The organism is Halomonas sp. HG01, from assembly GCF_000968715.2.
GTDB lineage: Bacteria > Pseudomonadota > Gammaproteobacteria > Pseudomonadales > Halomonadaceae > Halomonas > Halomonas halophila.
This window is the reverse complement of the sequence record NZ_CP022134.1, coordinates 2,972,094-2,987,154: the sequence shown is the minus strand read 5'-3', so window position 1 is coordinate 2,987,154 and position 15,061 is coordinate 2,972,094. Positions and strand designations below refer to the sequence as shown.

Sequence of the window (15,061 nt, the reverse complement as noted above, 5' to 3'; positions counted from 1 at the left end):
GTCGTCGTTGGCGGGGTCGCCGTCGGCGGCGGATCAGGTCAGGAAGCGTCGTCGCCGGAGCGCTCCTGCTCCTTGAGATGGGCTTCCACGTCGTCGAGCAGGTGCTTGAACTGGGCCTGCAGGTAGTCGTAGCGGCCGAAGTCGTGGCCGCAGTCATCGCAGTAGACGTGGTACTGGTCCTGACGCCCCGGAGGCAGTCGTTTCATGCGGCTGCCGCACTTCGGGCACTCGGGGCTGGTCTTCACTTTCATGGGCGACTCTCCTGTGTCGACGAGGAAGGTGACATGTCTCCTAGATAGCATGGCAGAGCCTGTCCGGGTCAAGTCTCACGCTGGAACGACGCTTCGCGCTGACGCGGACCCGCGCGCTCGTTAAGATGGCGCCTGCATCGTCGAGAGGCCCGTCATGACCGAAACCGCTCCGCCCAGCCTGCGCCCCTACCAGCAGCAGGCGGTGACCCGCGTGGTCGAGCACTTCCGCGCCGGCGACGACCCCGCCGTGGTGGTGCTGCCCACCGGCAGCGGCAAGTCGCTGGTGATCGCCGAGCTGGCGCGCCTGGCCCGCGGCCGGGTGCTGGTACTCGCCCACGTGCGCGAGCTGGTCGAGCAGAACCACGCCAAGTACCAGGCCTACGGCCTCGAGGCCGATATCTTCAGCGCCGGCCTGGGCCGCAAGGAAAGCGGCCGCCAGGTGGTGTTCGGCTCGGTGCAGTCGGTGGTGAGGAACCTCGACGGCTTCGGCTCGCCTTGCGAAGGGCAGGGTGCCTTCACGCTGCTGGTCATCGACGAGTGTCATCGGGTGTCGCTGGACGAGGATTCCAGCTATCGGCGGGTCATCGCCCATCTGCGCGAGCGCAATCCGCGGCTCAAGGTGCTGGGCCTGACCGCCACGCCGTACCGGCTGGGCCAGGGCTTCCTCTATCACCGTCACTATCACGGCATGGTGCGCGGCGACGACGACTGCTTCTTCCGCGACTGCGTGTTCGAGCAGCCGCTGCGGCTGATGGTCAAGCAGGGCTATCTGGCCGAGCCGCGGCTGGTCGATGCCGCCGTGGAGCGCTACGACTTCTCGGCCCTCGCGCCCGGCAGCGGCGGCCTGTTCCAGGAGGCGGAGCTGAACCGGGTGGCGGCCGGCAACCGGGCGACGCCGGCGATCCTCGAGGAGGTGATCGCCCACGCCGCCGAGCGCGCCGGGGTGATGCTGTTCGCCGCCAGCGTGGCCCACGCCGAGGAGATCATGGGTTACCTGCCCGCCGACGAAGCGGCGCTGATCACCGGCGCCACCCCCGCCGCCGAGCGCGAGGCAATCATCCAGGCCTTCAAGGCTCGCGAGCTCAAGTACCTGGTCAACGTGGCGGTGCTGACCACCGGCTTCGACGCGCCCCACGTGGACCTGATCGCCATCCTGCGGCCCACCGAGTCGGTGGGGCTCTACCAGCAGATCGTCGGCCGCGGCCTGCGCCTGGCGCCGGGCAAGCGCGACTGCCTGATCCTCGACTACGCCGGCAATCCCTGGGATCTCTACGCTCCCGAGGTGGGCAGCCCCAGGCCCGCCGGCGACACCGAGCCGGTGCAGGTCGAGTGCCCGCAGTGCGGCCACGCCAACCTGTTCTGGGGCCGGCGCGACGGCGAGATCGTCATCGAGCACTTCGGTCGCCGCTGTCAGGGGCTGGTGGTGGAAGAGAGCGGGGATGGCATGGCATCGGGCGCCGGCAAGAGGCAGCAGTGCAGCTTCCGCTTCCGCTTCAAGGTCTGCGATCAGTGCGGCGCCGAGAACGACACCGCGGCGCGGCGCTGCCACGGCTGCGAGTCGCTGCTGGTGGACGCCGACGACAAGCTGCGCGAGGCGCTCAAGCTCCGCGATGCCCGGGTGCTGCGCGTCTCCGGCATGCAGCTCGAGGCCACCGTCAACGGCCGCGGCCTGCCGCGGCTCAAGGTCGTCTACCACGACGAGGACGGCGCCACCCTGGCCGAATGGTTCGCCCTGGAGACGCCGGCCCAGCGCGGCGCCTTCGCCGCGGCCTTCCTGCGCGAGCACCTGCGTGCCCCGGGCACGCGCTGGTCGCCGACCACGCCGGAGGAGGTGGTCGCCGAACGGCACCGGCTGCGTGCCCCGGACTTCGTGATCGGCCGCAAGGCCGGCCGCCACTGGCAGGTGCGGCGCAAGCTGTTCGACTATACCGGCCGCTATCGTCTCGCCGCCGAGGCGGGATGAGTCACGGCTTACCCTGATCTTCGCCGCTTGGTAGACTGTGCGGTCGATCATTCGCCGCCCCACCAGCTACCGGAGGCCTGCCCCGCGTGAGCGAGACGCCCCCGTCCACCGAGACACCCGACGACGCCCCGGGGTCCCCCGCCGACCCGACCGTCGCCGAGGGGGCCGGGGCGAGCGACGCCGAGGCGCAGGCGCTCAGCCAGAGCGCCGCGGTGCTGGGCCGGCTGTTCGACGAGCCGATCACCGAGCTGCCGGAGGATCTCTACATCCCGCCGGAGGCGCTCAAGGTCTTCCTCGAGGCCTTCGAGGGGCCGCTCGACCTGCTGCTGTACCTGATCCGGCGCCAGAACCTGGACATCCTGGCCATCGACGTGGCCGCCATCACCCACCAGTACATCGAGTACGTGGAGCTGATGAAGGCGATGGAGATCGAGCTGGCCGGCGAGTACCTGCTGATGGCGGCGATGCTGGCCGAGATCAAGTCGCGCACCCTGCTGCCCAAGCCGCCGAAGGAAGGCGGCGACGAGGACGAGGAGGATCCGCGCGCCGAGCTGATCCGCCGCCTGCAGGAGTACGAGCGGCTCAAGAACGCCGCCGAGGCGCTGGCCGAGCTGCCGCGGCTGGGGCGCGACTGGTTCCCGGCCCGGGCGGCGCTGCCGCCGCTGGAGAGCCGGGTGGTGCATCCCGACGTCGAGCTCGACGAGCTGCTCGGCGCCCTGGCCGGCATCCTGCGCCGCGCCGAGCTCAACCAGGCGCACCAGGTCAGCCGCGAGACGCTCTCCACCCGGGAGCGCATGCTGGCGATCATGGAGCGGCTCGACTTCGAGCGCTACACCGCCTTCGAGGCGCTGTTCACCCTCGAGGAGGGCCGCGCCGGCGTGGTGGTGACCTTCATGGCGATCCTCGAGCTGGCCAAGGAGTCGATGATCGAGATCGTGCAGAACGCCCCGCTGTCGCCGATTCACGTGCGCGCCCGGGGCGGCCCGCAGGACGACGAGGCAGAAGAAGACGCCTACGCTGACGACGAGCCAGAAGGGGAGAGCCCCTTCGCGGATGACGACGACCAAGGGAGCGAGTCGCCATGACCGCCATGGAAATCCCCGATGCCCTGGACGAGATCCTCGAGGCCGCGCTGCTCGCCGCCGGCGAGCCGCTGTCGCTGGAGCGGCTGGAGAACCTGTTCGACGACCATGAGCTGCCGCCCCGGCGCGCCCTGCGCGAGGCCCTGGGGCGCCTCGAGACGCGCCACCAGCGCGGCGCCATGGAGCTGCTGGAAACGGCCTCGGGCTACCAGCTGCGCATCCGGCCGCGGCTCTCGAGCTGGGTCTCGCGGCTGTGGGACGAGCGCCCGCAGCGCTACTCCCGGGCGCTGCTCGAGACCCTGGCGCTGATCGCCTATCGCCAGCCGGTGACCCGCGGCGACATCGAGGAGGTGCGCGGCGTCACCGTCAGCGGCCAGATCATGCGCACCCTGGTCGAGCGCGGCTGGGTGCGGGTGGTGGGGCATCGCGACGTGCCGGGTCGCCCGGCGGTCTACGCCACCACCCGCAGCTTCCTCGACGACTTCGGCCTCAAGACCCTCGACGAGCTGCCGCCGATGCACGAGCTCAAGGGCTTCGAGGAGGCGGAGCAGACCCTCGAGGACACGCCGCCGCCGCCCCAGCACGACCTGCTGGCCCAGGCGGACGAGCCCGTCGACGAGGGCGACGAACGGGAAAAAACGCACGAGGAAGTGGCGGAAACGGACGATCGTGCCGACACTGCCACCCGCGATGACACCTTTGAAGAGAAGACCGCCGCCGAGGCTTCCGCGCCTGCGGCCGGCGAGTCGACGGCCGGGACGGCCGACGATGACCACGCCGGGACGGCGTCCGAGCGGACAGGCCTGAGCTTCGCCGATCTCGAAGCCCGCCTGTCCGAACGTGCCCGGGGCCGCGTCGACGATGACGCTGCCCCGGGGGCGGAATCCACTACCAGCGAGACTGACGACTGATGAGCACCACCACCGAGAAACTGCAGAAGGTCCTGGCCCGGGCCGGCATGGGCTCGCGCCGCGAGATGGAAGCGGCCATCGCCGACGGCCGGGTCAAGGTCAACGGCCAGGTGGCGACCCTGGGCGACCGCATCGAGCCCCGCGACAAGGTCGCCCTCGACGACCGCCCGGTGACGCTGCGCGCCGCCGAGGAGGTGCCGCGGCGGGTGATCATGTACAACAAGCCCGAGGGCGAGCTGTGCACCCGCAAGGATCCGGAAGGGCGGCGCACCGTGTTCGATCGCCTGCCGCGCCTCAAGGGCGAGCGCTGGATCGCCATCGGCCGCCTCGACATCAACACCAGTGGCCTGCTGCTGTTCACCACCGACGGCGAGCTGGCCAACCGGCTGATGCACCCCTCGACCCAGATCGAGCGCGAGTACGCCGTGCGGGTGATGGGCGACGTCCAGCAGTCCCACGTCACGGCGATGGTCGAGGGCGTGATGCTCGACGACGGTCCGGCGCGTTTCACCGACGTGCAGGAGTTCGGCGGCGAGGGCATCAACACCTGGTTCCACGTGGTGATCATGGAGGGCCGCAACCGCGAGGTGCGCCGCCTGTGGGAATCCCAGGGGCTGACCGTCAGCCGCCTCAAGCGGGTGCGCTACGGCAACATCTTCCTCGACAAGCGGGCCAAGGCCAGCGAATGGGTCGAGCTCTCCCAGGAGGAGATCGACGACCTCGCCGGCATGGCCGGGCTGCCGGCGCGCAAGGTGCCTGAGCTGACCCCGGACGAGAAGAACCGCTGGAGCCGCGACAAGAACAAGCGTCGTCCGGTGCAGGCGATGCGCAAGCCCAAGTCGCGTCGTTAGCAAGGCGCGCGGGCCTGCCCGCCCCGGCAGGCGAGAAAATTCGCCTAAAGGTGAAAAAGCGCTTGCCATGCCGGGGGCATATCCGTATTATCTGCACCCGTTCGGAAGGGTCGTTAGCTCAGTTGGTAGAGCAGTTGGCTTTTAACCAATTGGTCGTAGGTTCGAATCCTACACGACCCACCAACCGAACCTGGATTCATGGCGACTGAGCCGCCATGCATCATGGGTCGTTAGCTCAGTTGGTAGAGCAGTTGGCTTTTAACCAATTGGTCGTAGGTTCGAATCCTACACGACCCACCAGATTCGACGCCCCTGCCTCCCTGAGGCAGGGGCGTTTTTCGTGCGCGCCCGGTCGGTGGCGCGCCTTGCAAGGGCGGCGGGACGGCGTCATGCTCGACGACTGTCCTTTCGTCTTGCAGGACGCGTTCGGCGCGTATTCCGGCTAGAATGAAGGCGGGTTGGCCAGGGCGGAAGACGCCGCGGTTGACCCACGGTGTGTCGCGGCGTGCGGAGCGCACGCGTGTCGGCACCTGGTGCAATGCAGGGGGAGCCCCTGCCGGTCACAGTGGTAGACACGATGACGATCATGACTTCCCGTGCCGAGCTGCGAGAGCAGCTGGCGCGTTCCTATTGCCCCACGCGCATTCCCGCCGAGGACGAAGCCCGCATCGAGGAGATCAAGCGTCTGCTCGAGGCCAACAACGCCGTCCTGGTGGCTCACTACTACACCGATGACGCCATTCAGCAGCTGGCCGAGGAAACCGGCGGCTGCGTGGCGGATTCCCTCGAGATGGCTCGCTTCGGCGCCCGTCATCCGGCCGACACCCTGGTGGTGGCCGGCGTGCGCTTCATGGGCGAGACGGCCAAGATCCTGTCGCCGGAGAAGCGCGTGCTGATGCCGACGCTCGAGGCGACCTGCTCGCTGGACGTGGGCTGCCCGGCCGACGAGTTCAGTGCCTTCTGCGACCAGCATCCCGATCGCACCGTGGTGGTCTACGCCAACACCTCGGCGGCGGTGAAGGCGCGCGCCGACTGGGTCGTGACCTCGTCGATCGCGGTGGAGGTGATCGAACACCTCCAGGCCCGCGGCGAGAAGATCCTGTGGGCGCCGGACAAGCACCTCGGCGGCTACATCCAGAAGCAGACCGGCGCCGACATGCTGCTGTGGGACGGTGCCTGCATCGTCCACGAGGAGTTCAAGGCCAAGGGCGTCGAGGACCTCAAGGGCCTGTACCCGGACGCCGCGGTGCTGGTGCACCCCGAGTCGCCGTCCTCGGTGGTCGAGCTGGCCGACGTGGCGGGCTCCACCTCCCAGCTGATCAAGGCCGCCAAGGAGCTGCCCAACGAGGAGCTGATCGTGGCCACCGACCGCGGCATCTTCTTCAAGATGCAGCAGGCGGTGCCCGAGAAGACCCTGTTCGAGGCGCCCACCGCCGGCAACGGCGCCACCTGCCGCAGCTGCGCCCATTGCCCGTGGATGGCGATGAACGCCCTGGACAACCTGGCCGGCGCGCTGCGCGAGGGCACGGGCGAGATCCAGGTCGGCGACGAGCTGCGCCGGGCCGCGCTCAAGCCGCTCACGCGGATGCTCGAGTTCAATCGCTAGGCGTCGCCCGGCGCTTGAAGAGCGGCGCTTCGTGCCTGGACGCTGGAAGAAAAAACGCCCCCGGACGCGCGTCCAGGGGCGTTGCGTTTTGCCCTGTCTTCCAGCTTCCGGCTACTTGAACTTCTCCATCGTCTCCCGGTAGCCGACGAAGGCCTCGCGGCGCTGCTCGACGCGGGCCAGGGTATTGGGGTCGCCCTCGATCTTGGCGATGTCGCTCGCGACCTCCAGCTGTTCGATGCCGCGGTCGATGCGGCCGGTCAGCTGCAGCTGCTCGGCTCGGGCGAGATGCCCCCAGGCGCGGTGGCCGCTGCGTCCGGCGGCCTCGGCCAGCAGGGTGAAGACCTGGGGGTTCTCCGGCTGGCGGGCGGCCAGTTCGCGCAGCACGCGGTAGGCCTCGCCGGGATCGCGCTGCAGCAGGGCCTCGCCCAGCAGCAGGCCCGCCGGCGCGTAGCCGGGCATCAGTCGCAGCTGGTGGCGGCTGCGGCGGATGGCGTCGTCCACCCGGCCGGCGTCGAGGGCGACCTCGGCGGCGGTGGCCGGGAGCAGGGCCAGGTCCGGCCACTGTGCTGCCAGGGCCTCGAGGGTGGAGAGCGCCGCGTCGGTCCTGCCTTCCTGGGCGTCGATCAGCGCCGTGACGTAGCGGCGGGCCGCGGGTGGGGCGTCGTCGCGCTGCAGCCGCGTCAGCGCCTGTCGCGGTTCCTGGTCGTGGATGGCGAGCAGGGCCCGGGCGCGGACCATCTGGTATTCGGTGTCATCGCGGCGGTTGTCGCCGGCCGGCAGCTGGGCGACCCGCGCCTGGGCGTCGCTGATGCGTGATTCGGAGACCGGGTGGGTCAGCAGGAATTCCGGCGGTTGCCCGCCCTGCAGGGCCGCCATCTGCTGCATGGCGCGGAACATCTCGACCATGGCCTGCGGATCGTAGCCCGCGTTGGCCAGCGTCTGCAGCCCCAGGCGGTCGGCCTCGCGTTCGAAGCGTCGCGAGTAGGCCAGCTGGTCCTGGAACAGGGCGGCCTGGGAGCCCATGGCGGCGGCGATGCCGGCGTCACCGCCGCCGCCGGCGGCGAGCAGCATGCCTGCGAGCATGGCGGCCATGGCCGGGAGGCGTGTCTGTTCGGCGCGCCGCTGGCCGCGGGCGTAGTGGTTCTGCGAGAGATGGCCGAGCTCGTGGGCCAGCACCGAGGCCAGCGGCCCCTCGCCCTGGGCGAAGGCGAACAGCCCGGCATTAACGCCGATCACCCCGCCGGGCACGGCGAAGGCGTTGAGCCGCTCGCTGGCGACCAGGGTGATGACCGGGTCGATGCCGCCGACCTGGCTGTAGGGCAACAGCCTGGCCACCAGCGAGGAGAGGTAGTGCTCGGCGAGCGGGTCCTGCCACAGCGGGGCGTGGGCGCGGAACTGGCGCAGCCAGGCGCGGCCGAGCCGTGTTTCCTCGCCGCTGACCGCCTGGGTGTCACGTTGGGTCAGGCTCGGCAGCTCGAAGGTCGGCGAGTCGTCGAAGGTCGAGGGTGACGCGGCCTGATCCGGCAGCTCGAGCGACAGCGTCTGGCCGGCGGCCGGGGCGCTCAGTGCCAGGCTCAGGGTGATGGCGGTCAGGCAGGGCAGGGGGCGACGCAGCATGGCCATCCTCGGTCGTCGGGCGCTTGGGGGTGTTCCCTCCGACATTGATTCAGCGGGGAAAGTGCCTTTAAATCGCAGGCATTCATGCCGTTCGCGACGATGAGCGCGACGGCTTCAGGCATTCTCGCGGGAGACGACATGGCTGTGCAACCCGACGACGTCCTCGATGCCAGAGGGCTTTCCTGTCCGTTGCCTCTGCTCAAGGCCAAGCAGGCGCTGTCGCGCCTGGCGCCCGACCAGGTGCTGGAAGTGATGGCCACCGATGCCGGTTCCTGGCGCGACTTCGAGACCTTCATCGCCCAGAGCGCCCATGAGATGCCGGCCCGCGAGGAGCGGGGCGAGGTCTATCACTACTGGATCCGCAAGGGCGGGGAGGCCTCCTCATGACGCTGCGTTCGCTGCTGCGCGGCTGGGTCGATCACTATCTCTCCGACGAAGAGGCGGTGATCCTGCTGGTGGTCCTGGTGCTGGGCTTCGCGGTGGTGATCTGGCTGGGCCAGATGCTGGCGCCCTTCCTTACCGCGCTGGTCATCGCCTTCCTGCTGCAGGGCGGGGTGAATGCCCTGACCCGGCGACGGGTACCGCACTTCCTGGCGGTGATGCTGGTCTATCTGGGCTTCGTCGGCGTGGTGCTGGCCATGGCGCTGGTGCTGCTGCCGCTGATCTGGACACAGCTGGTCAACCTGCTTCAGGAGACGCCGCGCATGTTCGCCAGCGGCCAGCAGCTGCTCGCTGATCTCCAGACCCGCTATCCCGACCTGGTGACGCCGGCCCAGATCCAGGACTGGGTGGGGATGGCGGGCCGCGAGGTGACCCAGCTCGGCCAGCGGGCGCTGACGCTGTCGCTGGCCTCGCTGGGCAACATCGTGGGGCTGATCGTGTACCTGGTGCTGGTGCCGATCCTGGTGTTCTTCATGCTCAAGGACCGCGACCGGCTGGTGGGTTTCGCGGTGTCATTGCTGCCGCGCCGGCGGGGGCTGATGACCCGGGTATGGCAGGAAATGGATGCCCAGATCGCCAACTACGTGCGCGGCAAGGTCACCGAGATCGTGATCGTCGGCGGCGTGGCCTTCTTCACCTTTGCCTTCTTCGGGCTGCCCTATTCGGCACTGCTCGGCGTGCTGGTGGGGCTGTCGGTGCTGGTGCCCTACATCGGCGCCGCGGTGGCGACGGTGCCGGTGGCGGCGGTGGCCGGCTTCCACTTCGGCGTCGGCGACCAGTTCCTCTACGTGCTGATCGCCTACGGGGTGATCCAGGCGCTGGACGGCAACGTGCTGGTGCCGGTGCTGTTCTCCGAGGCGGTCAACCTGCATCCGGTGTCGATCATCCTGGCGGTGCTGTTCTTCGGCGGCGTGTGGGGCTTCTGGGGCATCTTCTTCGCCATCCCGCTGGCGACCCTGCTCAAGGCGCTGGTGTATGCCTGGCCGCGGGGCATTCAGCAGCATCGTCAGGAAGAGGCCGCCCACCACGCCCCGAACGGCGCCGACGAGGCCTGACAGCGCTGCGCCGTCCCGGCCGGGACGGCGCGTTCGCCTGGCTTACTCGCTCGCTGCCGGTTCGCCGGCGTGAAGGGCCTGGGCGGCCTCGAGGACCTCGTCCACGTGGCCCTTGACCTTCACCTTGCGCCACTCCCGGGCGAGCCTGCCCTCGGCGTCGATCAGGAAGGTGCTGCGCTCGATCCCCAGGTGTTCCTTGCCGTAGAGCTTCTTGAGCTTGATCACGTCGAACAGCTGGCACACCGCCTCGTCCTTGTCGGACAGCAGCGTGAAGTTGAAGTCCTGCTTGGCCTTGAAGTTCTCCTGGGCGCGGATGCCGTCCCGGGAAACGCCGACGATCACGGTGTTGGCGGCGTCGAAGGCGTCCTTGCGGTCGCGGAAGTCGCCGCCCTCGGTGGTGCAGCCCGGAGTGCTGGCCTTGGGGTAGAAGTAGATCACCACCTGGCGGCCGCGCAGTTCCGAGAGGCTGAGGGTGGTATCGCCGGTGGCGGTGGCGGTGAAGTCGGGCACCGGCTGACCGAGGCTGACGCTCATGATGGGGCTCCAATCGGGGAATGAACGTCATGATTACACGCAACCCGCCGGCGACTGTAAAGTCGCCGCTGTACAGGCTCTCGAGCCCTGAGTACCATTTGGCCCCTGGCATCGCGCCCACGGGCGAGGGCGGGTTTTTCTTGGCGGCCGAGCCCTGCGGTCGCCGACAGGCAGCGAGAGGACAAGACGAGGATGATCACGGGTAGTATCGTCGCGCTGGCGACACCGATGAAGGTCAACGGCGATATCGACTGGGAAGCCCTGCGGGCCCTGGTCCATTTCCATCTGGACAATGGCACCGACGCCATCGTCGCGGCGGGCACCACCGGCGAGCCGACCACCATGTCGTTCGCCGAGCACTTCGACGTCATCCGCGCGGTGGTGGAAGAGGTCGGTGGCCGGGTGCCGGTCATCGCCGGTACCGGCGCCAACGCCACCTCCGAGGCGGTCGAGCTGGCGCGCTATGCCAGCGAAGTGGGGGCGGACTACTGCCTGTCCGTGTGCCCCTACTACAACAAGCCGACCCAGGAAGGCCTCTACCAGCACTTCAAGGCCGTCGCCGAGGGCAGCAACCTGCCGGTGATCCTCTACAACGTGCCCGGCCGCACCTGCTCCGATCTCTACAACGAGACCGTGCTGCGCCTGGCCGAGGTGGACAACATCGTCGGCCTCAAGGATGCCACCGGCAACCTGGAGCGCGCCGAGGACCTGATCGCTCGCCTCAAGGGCAGCGGCTTCATGCTCTACTCCGGCGATGACGGTACCGCCTGCGACTTCATGCTGATGGGCGGCCACGGCGACATCTCGGTGACCGCCAACGTGGCCCCCCGCGCCATGCACGAGCTGTGCGCCGCGGCGGTGGCCGGCGACTCGGAGAAGGCGCACCAGATCAACACCCGTCTGATGCCGCTGCACACCAATCTCGGCATCGAGGCCAACCCGATTCCCGTCAAGTGGGCGCTGAATCGCATGGGGCTGGCCGAGGCGGGCATCCGTCTGCCGCTGACCTGGCTCTCCGAGAAGTACCACTCCACCGTCAGCGAGGCCCTGCAGCTGGCCGGCGTGATCGACGACTGAGGTCGACGAACCGAGAGTGACGACTGACGCGGCGCGAGACGCCGCGACTTGGACAACTTGAGCAAGGTGGACGCATGAGCTCTGCGCTGAAATGGATGCCGCTGGTGGCGGCGCTGGCCCTGGCCGGCTGTGCCCGCGACGGCTACTACGACGACCGTGGCACCGACTACGTCGACGCCGAGTCGAGCGCCTCCCTGGTGCTGCCCGATGCCCGCGACGACCGCCGCTTCGGCAATGCCATGCCGGTTCCCGAAGCGCAGGGCAGCTTCGTCTCACAGGGTGAGGACTTTCGCGTGCCGCCGCCTCGCGCCCTGGGCGCCGGGAGCGGCGTGCAGGCCGGCGGCGTGGCGCTGCGCGAGGCGGCCGGCCAGCGCTGGCTGGTGATCGGCGCCGCACCCAGCGTCGTCTGGTCCGAGCTCGAGGACTTCGTGGCCGAGCGTGGCCTCACGGTCGTCCAGCGCGACGCCAACCGCGGCCTGCTGGTCACCGATCAGGCGCGGCTCAGCGTCCGGCCCGGCCTGCAGCAGGGGGCCAGCGAACTGCGCTGCGAGCAGGGCGGTTCGCCCCAGCAGCGCTGCCTGCGCGCCCTGCAGCGTCGCTTCGAGGCCCGTGGTGCCACCGCCAGCGCCTCCTCGCTGGCGGTCCAGCGCCCCGGTGATCAGGCCAATCCGCTGCTCACCCGGTCCGGCGGTGAATGGCGCCTGGAGCTGCCCTATGGCGTGGATCGCACCTGGGCCGAGCTGAGCTACCAGCTCGAGGCGGACTTCGCGGTGCAAGAGCGTCGCGAGCTGCTGGAGCAGGATGCCGAGGCCCGCACCTTCCTGGTCGACTACCTGACGCTCAGCGCCCGCAGCGAGGGAATCTGGGACACCCTGACCAGCTTCGGCGGGGCGGACCCCCAGCGCATTCGCCTGTCGCTCGAGGCCTCGGGGCCGCAGAGTGCCGTGCTGAAGGCCGATTCCGCCGACGACCGCGAGCTGTCCGACGAGGATCGTCGCGAGCTGCTCGAGCGGGTGGCGGGCCTGCTGGGCTGATGACGGAGGTCGCGACGCGGCGGCTGCAGTTCGCCTCGCTCGGCAGCGGCAGCAAGGGCAATGCCACCCTGGTCAGCGATGGCGAGACGCGCCTGCTGATCGACTGCGGCTTCGGTCTCAGGGAGACCGAGCGTCGCCTGGCGCGCTTCGACCTCCATCCTCGCCAGCTCGATGCCGTGCTCGTCACCCACGAGCACGGCGATCACATCCGCGGGGTCGGTCCGCTGGCGCGGCGTCACAAGGTGCCGGTCTATCTCACGCCCGGCACCTGGCTGTCGGGCAAGCTCGGCGAGGTGCCGCACCGGCACTGGATCACCCCCCAGGCGCGCTTCGCCGTGAAGGGCATCGAGATCGACCCGGTCACGGTGCCCCACGACGCTCGGGAGCCGGTGCAGTTCCGGCTGGCCGCCGCCGGTCGCCGCCTGGGCCTGCTCACCGATCTGGGCCATCCCAGCGAGCACGTGGTCGAGGCCTTCCGCGGCTGCGACGCCCTGGTGCTGGAGTGCAACCACGACGTCCATCTGCTGGAGACCGGCCCCTACCCGCCGAGTCTCAAGCGCCGGGTCGGCGGCCAGTGGGGACACCTGGCCAACGCCCAGTCCGCCTGGCTGCTGCGGCGGCTGGGGCTGGACGGCCTGCAGCGCATCGTCTGCTCGCACCTTTCCGAACACAACAATCGCCCCGAGCTGGCCCTGGAGGCCCTGGTGCCACTGCTCGACGGCGACGATTCGCGCCTGACGGTGGCGGCCCAGGATCAGGGGCTGGACTGGCAGGCGATCACCTGAGATTCCAGAATTCCATCTGACTGTTGCCTGTGGAGGCTCCCATGGAAAAGCGCCAAGAACTCTATGCCGGCAAGGCCAAGTCCGTCTTCGCCACCGATGACCCGGATCGCCTGATCTTGCACTTCCGCGACGACACCAGCGCCTTCGACGGCGAGCGCATGGAGTCGCTGGAGCGCAAGGGCAAGGTCAACAACCGCTTCAATGCCTTCATCATGGGCAAGCTCGAGGAGGCCGGCATCCCGACCCACTTCGAGGGCCTGCTCGGCGACAACGAGTGCGTGGTCAAGAACATGGACATGCTTCCGGTCGAGTGCGTGGTGCGCAACATCGCCGCCGGGGGCCTGGTCAAGCGCCTCGGCGTGGAAGAGGGCAGCGAGCTGAATCCGCCGACCTTCGAGCTGTTCCTCAAGAACGACGCCCTGCATGACCCGATGATCAACGAGTCGCTGGCCGAGACCTTCGGCTGGGCGACCCCGGAGCAGCTGGCCGAGATGAAGGCGCTGACCTTTCGCGTCAACGAGGTGCTCAAGGCGCTGTTCGCCGCCGGCGACCTGCTGCTGGTGGACTACAAGCTCGAGTTCGGCGTGTTCCAGGGCCGGATCGTGCTGGGCGACGAGTTCTCCCCGGACGGCTGCCGCCTGTGGGACGCCGAGACCCGCGAGAAGCTGGACAAGGACCGCTTCCGCCAGGGGCTGGGCGGCGTGATCGAGGCCTACGAAGAGGTGGGCAAGCGGATCGGCGTCGACTTCTCTTGAAGACGTCTGCCATGCCGAACGAAGGGCCCTGCGGGGCCCTTCGTCGTTTCTGACATCCGGCACTCGGCATAGGCGAGATGCGCGCGGGGCAAGGTGGCGCGAGGGGTTTTTGCCGTGGGTGAGGCGATTCTCGCCGAACGGGCTGGCCAGGGATGGCCAGCACCGGTCCTGCAAGCGAAGCAGGATGCGAGAGCGCTGCAGGGCAAAAGTTAGCGCCCAGGGAAGGGTTCACAGCGCCCTCGCGACGCCTTGACGCCGGACAAGCGCATCAGCTGGCCTACGCCGCCACGATCTCGACGACCTCCAGTGCTGTCTCGCCGGTCTCACTGGCGAGGGCTTGGAAGCGCACGTCGACGTCGCGCAGCCGCACGCCGTAGATGCGTTCCTCGGCGCCGCGGCGATAGGCGGGGCGCGGGTCCTGGGCCAGCACCTGCTGGATCAGTGCGCGCAGCGAGGCGCCGTCGGGGCGGGCGGCCAGCGCCGCCTCGGCCATCGGCGTCAGGCGCACGGGCAGGGCGCTCGGCGCCTCGGGGGCGAAGCCGGCCCGGGCCTCGGGGCGCGATTCCGCCCAGGGCAGGTAGGGCTTGATGTCGAGCACCGGGGTGCCGTCGACCAGGTCGGCGCCGCGCAGCCGCAGGCGCACGCCGTCGTCGGTGTCGATGCCCTCGAGCTCGACCAGCGACAGCCCCAGGCGGTTGGGGCGGTGGGTGCTGCGGCTGGCGAACACGCCCACTTTCGCGTTGCCACCCAGGCGCGGCGGCCGCACCAGCGGCGTCCAGCGTTCGGGGCTCAGGTGGAAGACGAAGGTTACCCACAGGTGGCTGAAGGCCTCCAGGCCGCGCACCGCCAGCGGATCGTCGTGGGGGGGCGTCAGCACCAGGCTGGCCCGGGCGGCGTCGGCCAGCCCCGGCTGGCGGGGAATGCCGAACTTGTCGGGGTAGTCGCTCTCGATGCGTCCGATGGGCGTCAGGTCGAAGGTTCGGGGCGTCTCGTTCATGCGCGTGTCCGCCGGTCGCCGGGGCGATGATGCGCCGCCCCTGCCATGGGCATTGGCGCGGCGGCATCGCTTCGGTAGTCTCTGGGCGTCTTCATCTTCGCA

At 69.4% G+C, this 15,061-nt stretch carries 15 protein-coding genes and 2 tRNA genes; 13 read left to right on the top strand and 4 right to left on the bottom strand.

What is annotated here, in order from left to right; all coding sequences use genetic code 11:
* Positions 1-38 precede the first annotated feature (38 nt).
* A complete protein-coding gene (locus UN84_RS14190) occupies positions 39-251 on the bottom strand; it encodes a zinc ribbon domain-containing protein (protein ID WP_035597573.1) in 213 nt (70 codons plus the stop codon).
* Between the two features lie 154 nt (positions 252-405).
* On the opposite strand from UN84_RS14190, the gene UN84_RS14185 reads away from it, so the two are divergent.
* The 7 genes from UN84_RS14185 to nadA all read left to right on the top strand — a co-directional run bounded on the left by UN84_RS14185 (position 406) and on the right by nadA (position 6,664).
* Positions 406-2,214 (top strand): DEAD/DEAH box helicase, encoded by a 1,809-nt coding sequence (locus UN84_RS14185; protein ID WP_046078256.1) that lies wholly within the window; start codon positions 406-408, stop codon positions 2,212-2,214.
* A gap of 86 nt (positions 2,215-2,300) precedes the next feature.
* Positions 2,301-3,299, top strand: coding sequence for a segregation and condensation protein A (locus UN84_RS14180; RefSeq protein WP_035597568.1), 999 nt, complete (start codon positions 2,301-2,303; stop codon positions 3,297-3,299).
* A complete protein-coding gene (gene scpB, locus UN84_RS14175) occupies positions 3,296-4,207 on the top strand; it encodes an SMC-Scp complex subunit ScpB (RefSeq protein WP_046078255.1) in 912 nt (303 codons plus the stop codon). Before UN84_RS14180 ends, scpB begins: the two co-directional genes overlap by 4 nt.
* Positions 4,207-5,058 (top strand): 23S rRNA pseudouridine(2605) synthase RluB, encoded by an 852-nt coding sequence (rluB, locus tag UN84_RS14170; protein WP_035597563.1) that lies wholly within the window; start codon positions 4,207-4,209, stop codon positions 5,056-5,058. Before scpB ends, rluB begins: the two co-directional genes overlap by 1 nt.
* Positions 5,059-5,165: 107 nt before the next feature.
* Positions 5,166-5,241: transfer RNA gene (locus tag UN84_RS14165), tRNA-Lys, on the top strand.
* Between the two features lie 41 nt (positions 5,242-5,282).
* A tRNA-Lys gene (locus UN84_RS14160) sits at positions 5,283-5,358 on the top strand.
* A gap of 277 nt (positions 5,359-5,635) precedes the next feature.
* Positions 5,636-6,664, top strand: coding sequence for a quinolinate synthase NadA (nadA, locus tag UN84_RS14155; RefSeq protein WP_046078254.1), 1,029 nt, complete (start codon positions 5,636-5,638; stop codon positions 6,662-6,664).
* Between the two features lie 111 nt (positions 6,665-6,775).
* Here the strand turns inward: nadA and UN84_RS14150 are convergent, their stop codons facing one another.
* Entirely contained in the window at positions 6,776-8,287 is a 1,512-nt protein-coding gene (locus UN84_RS14150; protein WP_046078253.1) for a M48 family metalloprotease, read from the bottom strand.
* Between the two features lie 132 nt (positions 8,288-8,419).
* On the opposite strand from UN84_RS14150, the gene UN84_RS14145 reads away from it, so the two are divergent.
* Together UN84_RS14145 and UN84_RS14140 are read left to right on the top strand one after the other, a co-directional pair.
* Positions 8,420-8,668, top strand: coding sequence for a sulfurtransferase TusA family protein (locus UN84_RS14145; protein ID WP_035597558.1), 249 nt, complete (start codon positions 8,420-8,422; stop codon positions 8,666-8,668).
* A complete protein-coding gene (locus UN84_RS14140; protein ID WP_035597556.1) occupies positions 8,665-9,777 on the top strand; it encodes an AI-2E family transporter in 1,113 nt (370 codons plus the stop codon). Before UN84_RS14145 ends, UN84_RS14140 begins: the two co-directional genes overlap by 4 nt.
* Positions 9,778-9,819: 42 nt before the next feature.
* On the opposite strand, the gene UN84_RS14135 is transcribed toward UN84_RS14140, so the two are convergent.
* The gene (locus UN84_RS14135; RefSeq protein WP_046078252.1) at positions 9,820-10,311 is read right to left on the bottom strand and encodes a peroxiredoxin; all 492 of its coding nucleotides are present in this window, start codon (positions 10,309-10,311) and stop codon (positions 9,820-9,822) included.
* A 192-nt stretch (positions 10,312-10,503) separates the two neighbouring features.
* On the opposite strand from UN84_RS14135, the gene dapA reads away from it, so the two are divergent.
* From dapA to purC, 4 genes are all read left to right on the top strand, one after another.
* Positions 10,504-11,388 carry a 4-hydroxy-tetrahydrodipicolinate synthase gene (gene dapA / locus UN84_RS14130; RefSeq protein ID WP_035597551.1) on the top strand — a complete coding sequence of 295 codons (885 nt, stop codon included), beginning with the start codon at positions 10,504-10,506 and terminating at the stop codon, positions 11,386-11,388.
* Positions 11,389-11,462: 74 nt separating this feature from the next.
* Positions 11,463-12,422, top strand: a complete 960-nt coding sequence (locus tag UN84_RS14125; protein WP_046078251.1) for an outer membrane protein assembly factor BamC — start codon at positions 11,463-11,465, stop codon at positions 12,420-12,422.
* On the top strand, positions 12,422-13,207 hold the full coding sequence (locus UN84_RS14120) for an MBL fold metallo-hydrolase (protein ID WP_035597545.1): 786 nt from the start codon (positions 12,422-12,424) through the stop codon (positions 13,205-13,207). The genes UN84_RS14125 and UN84_RS14120 overlap by 1 nt, the downstream gene beginning before the upstream one ends.
* Positions 13,208-13,248: 41 nt before the next feature.
* Positions 13,249-13,962, top strand: a complete 714-nt coding sequence (purC, locus tag UN84_RS14115) for a phosphoribosylaminoimidazolesuccinocarboxamide synthase (RefSeq protein ID WP_035597543.1) — start codon at positions 13,249-13,251, stop codon at positions 13,960-13,962.
* A gap of 277 nt (positions 13,963-14,239) precedes the next feature.
* Here the strand turns inward: purC and tsaA are convergent, their stop codons facing one another.
* Positions 14,240-14,959: a tRNA (N6-threonylcarbamoyladenosine(37)-N6)-methyltransferase TrmO gene (gene tsaA / locus UN84_RS14110; protein ID WP_046078250.1), complete on the bottom strand. Its 720-nt coding sequence runs from the start codon at positions 14,957-14,959 to the stop codon at positions 14,240-14,242.
* Between the last annotated feature and the right edge of the window lie 102 nt (positions 14,960-15,061).